We start from the raw sequence: 3,815 nt of genomic DNA, 5'->3' as shown, positions 1-3,815 counted from the left end.
TTTAGTAGCGATGTGAACCGTATAGAAAAACACAATCAATTAGTAGTTGAAGAAAACAAGACCCCTGCAGAAGCAACCGATCCTCAAAATAAAGAGGCTATCCAACAAGGACTGCTTACAACACACAAAGAAACTAAAATAGTCTTAGAAGAAAACTGGAAAATTAAAAAAGAAGCCTCCCCTGAAAAGTCTTTATCTAAAAATAATTTGATTACAAATCCTCATAAAAGAATAGCTCTTAAAAACACCCTAGTTACTAACTCTATAATAACACAGACGGGAATAGCAGCTATTGATAAGGAAACAACACTTCCAACTTATTATCCAGAAAGCAATGCCATAGATCCAATAAGCATAAATATAGCAGCTCAAAACAAACCCCAACCATTTACAGCCGAAGAAGAAATGGAACTGCTATTAAAGGAAGCTCTTAAAAATACATCCATAATCGAGATTGCCGTAAAAGAGATCAATGTACCGAAATTACTGCGAGAAACCGAATGGGACATAGAAGCCGACCGACGTATTAAGATCAACAGCACCATTTTTGATCAATTGGGAAAATTAAAATCAGAGGCCTTTGCCCTCGTAGGAGCTCACAAATAAAACAATAACATCATCTATTAACAACAAGCTGTTTAAAACACACGGACAGCACTATCTATACCTAAAAACCACTTATTATGAAAAAGAATATACTATTTATCACACTCCTTTTAGCACTACTATCTAACTTTCTTTCTTACGGACAAGAAAAACAGCAGCCCGTAAAAACAGACACTATACCTGGTAAAGTCGTAAAATACATGAATCTAAGCAAAGATGCTTATCAGAACATGCAAGCGCGTAAAAGTACAATCATCGGTAGTTTAGAGGAAGAACATCGTTTGTATGTTTCTGATATGAAAACAGAGCTCAAGGAATATGTAATGCGTTTAAATAAAAGCATAGCAGATGGAGATTTAGGACAGGGGAAAGCAGATCAACTAAAAACGGAATACGCCGAACATATAGCGATGCAGATCGCCGCACACCGCAAAAAAATTGATGGAGAAATTGAGTTTACTAAAGTCAGAACTTCTATCAGTTCAAATGATATCGGAAGGTCAAGCATCGAAATATCAACTGAAAAAGGAATTGAAATTAATATTAGAGATTTTCGTAAAAATAAAAAAGAGCTCTTGACTACTTCCGGGTTTACGCTAGGTGCTGGATTTAACTTTATGAGTGGAGAAGGTTTAGGGATTAATGACTTTAGTTATGAAAATAATAATTATTTCTCGCTAGGCTATCAGTGGCAAACGGCCATTAGTAAAAATCATAAATGGAGAATGAACTATGGGGTGACCTATCAATCTCAGAAAACCGAATTAAATGGAAACAGAATCTTTTCTCCTAATACAGATAATACGCAAGTAGTAGGAATAGGTTTTGATGTAAAAGACGCAAAATTCCGTCAAGATCAATTGATCTTTCCGTTCCAGTTAGAATATGGCGCGAATTCTAAAAAAGAATATGAAGATGGAAGAATAAGATACAATCAGTGGAATACATGGAAAGTAGGAATAGGAGGCTTTGTTGGTTTCAATATGAGCTCCAGGCTTAAATTGCGATACGAAGAAAACGGCAGGGACATTAAACAAGCAACCGTAAACGCCTTTGACACAAATCCATTTGTATACGGTATAGATGCTTATGTAGGTAGAGATAATTTTACTTTCTTCGGGCGTATGAATCTCAATAAGGTTTTTAAAAGCGACTCTGTTGATGCGCAATATGTGAGTTTTGGAATACGTTTACAGTAACACTATTTGAATAAACCCTAAGAGCCCTTGAGAAATCAGGGGCTTTTTTTGGTTAAAGATTAGTTAAGCCGCTTCGTATGGTGAGTCCAGGTGGTATTTTTAAATAAAAATAATGAAAACACTCCTTCCTTTGTTCGTAGTATTGGCTTGTTCTTTGAGTTTTGCTCAAAAAGCAGAAAAAACAAAAGAACTAGAAAAAGCACCCATTGATTTTTTAGATCTATTTGATTCTGATCGCAGAGAAAAGGAATTGACAAAAACTTCAACCAACCTCGTTCTAGCTGCTGGCTTTAATCAAGCCCTAGGAGATGGCAATGGTATCGGAGACGCCTATCGTTTTTGGGGTTCTGGTACGTTTGAAATTGGACTCGAATTTGCGACACGTTTGCATCCAGCAAATGATCAGATTAGATTTAATTATGGTCTTGCGATGCGCATGAACAACTTACACATCAATGACAACAAAGAATTTTCAACCATCGACAACGTCACTACAATAGAACCTATAGATTTTGATGTAGATCGGTCCACCTTCACGCAAATCAATATAGTAGCGCCGTTTCATTTAGAATTCGGCCCACGTAACCTTCAGACGTATCAAGACGGTATAAAAAGATACCGTGATGATGATGCCTTTGTTTTTGGAATAGGTGGTTATTTAGGTTTTGTTTCCACCTCCTCACAAGCCCTTAAATTTGATAGAGAAGGTCGTGGGGTTACTCAAACAATCACAAATGACTATGAAGTAAATAACTTCCTATACGGTCTTAGCGCTTATGCTGGATGGGGTCACTTACAGCTATTTGCTACTTATGGTCTTAATGATATTTTCAAGGATTCTCCTTTACAAGAAAGAATGCTCTCTTTTGGAATACGCATCAGGTAGCTGGTTACTTCTTTTACATTTCAAAGCTCTTAGTGTTCTAGGAGCTTTTTATTTTGATACCCGTTTAATTTTAAAATATAGTGATCCTAAATTGATATCATACTGCTTTCGCGAAAGCGTAACATCCATCTAACAATATCAAAATAGCAAACATAAAAAAGCCTTTCAAATAACTGAAAGGCTTTTGAACTAATTTTTTGAAAATAAATTAAGCCATAGCATTTACATGCTTGCTTAATTTAGATTTAAGATTTCCAGCTTTATTAGCGTGAATTACATTTTTCTTTGCCAGTTTATCTAACATTGAAGCAATATCAACAAGAAGTTTTTGAGCAGCCGTTTTATCTACTGCTTCTTTTAACGTCTTGATTGCATTACGCGTAGTTTTATGCTGGTATTTATTTCTAATCCTTGCAACTTCGTTTCTACGTATTCTCTTTAAAGCACTTTTGTGATTTGCCATATCTTATAAAACTTGATCTAACTAAAGATCGATTTAAATTGTAGCCCGTAGGGGAATCGAACCCCTCTTACATGGATGAAAACCATGCGTCCTAGCCGATAGACGAACGGGCCATTTATTTTGCTCGTTTAAGCGGTTGCAAAAATAACCCCTTTTTTCAATCCTACAACAAAAGATTAGAAAAATATTGAAAAAATTAATATGCCTTAGCAAACAATACTCGCGTGCTAGATTTTTTACCGGTAAACACACAACTGCCTTCCTCTTCCACAGCGTCCATAGGTATGCATCTAATGGTAGCTTTAGTAAGTTCTTTGATTTTATCCTCCGTCTGTGTCGTTCCATCCCAATGAGCAGATAAAAAACCTCCTTTTGATTCTAAGACTTCTTTAAATTCTTCAAAGTTATTTACTTCTGTTATATGGGCATCTCTAAAGTCTAATGCTTTATCATGGAGCGACTTTTGAATCTCCTCGAGCAGGCTTTTTACTTTATGTGCAATTCCGTCTATAGAAGTGGTTTCCTTAGAAAGATTATCTCTACGAGCAAGTTCTACGGTTCCATTTTCTAAATCTCTAGAACCTATAGCAATTCTCAACGGAACCCCTTGCAGCTCATGCTGTGCAAACTTTGCTCCAGGTCTTAGCGTATCGCGAGAATC

5 protein-coding genes and 1 tRNA gene are annotated in these 3,815 nt (G+C 36.2%); 3 read left to right on the top strand and 3 right to left on the bottom strand.

Annotated elements, in window-relative coordinates; genetic code table 11:
• The 3 genes from ACJAT0_RS12950 to ACJAT0_RS12940 form a co-directional block, all read left to right on the top strand.
• The coding region (locus tag ACJAT0_RS12950; RefSeq protein ID WP_415181992.1) for a hypothetical protein at positions 1-606 on the top strand (606 nt) is incomplete at its 5' end.
• Between the two features lie 77 nt (positions 607-683).
• Positions 684-1,805 carry a hypothetical protein gene (locus ACJAT0_RS12945; RefSeq protein WP_415181991.1) on the top strand — a complete coding sequence of 374 codons (1,122 nt, stop codon included), beginning with the start codon at positions 684-686 and terminating at the stop codon, positions 1,803-1,805.
• A gap of 112 nt (positions 1,806-1,917) precedes the next feature.
• Positions 1,918-2,691 carry a hypothetical protein gene (locus ACJAT0_RS12940; protein WP_415181990.1) on the top strand — a complete coding sequence of 258 codons (774 nt, stop codon included), beginning with the start codon at positions 1,918-1,920 and terminating at the stop codon, positions 2,689-2,691.
• Between the two features lie 208 nt (positions 2,692-2,899).
• On the opposite strand, the gene rpsT is transcribed toward ACJAT0_RS12940, so the two are convergent.
• From rpsT to ACJAT0_RS12925, 3 genes are all read right to left on the bottom strand, one after another.
• Positions 2,900-3,154, bottom strand: coding sequence for a 30S ribosomal protein S20 (rpsT, locus tag ACJAT0_RS12935; RefSeq protein WP_374003223.1), 255 nt, complete (start codon positions 3,152-3,154; stop codon positions 2,900-2,902).
• Between the two features lie 41 nt (positions 3,155-3,195).
• Positions 3,196-3,267, bottom strand: a tRNA-Glu gene (locus ACJAT0_RS12930).
• A gap of 83 nt (positions 3,268-3,350) precedes the next feature.
• Positions 3,351-3,815: His/Gly/Thr/Pro-type tRNA ligase C-terminal domain-containing protein (locus ACJAT0_RS12925; RefSeq protein WP_415181989.1), on the bottom strand; the 465-nt coding region annotated here is incomplete at its 5' end.

It is taken from the genome of Nonlabens sp., from assembly GCF_047636915.1.
GTDB lineage: Bacteria > Bacteroidota > Bacteroidia > Flavobacteriales > Flavobacteriaceae > Nonlabens.
The sequence above is the reverse complement of the archived record's forward strand: the minus strand, read 5'-3'. Positions and strand labels throughout refer to the sequence as shown.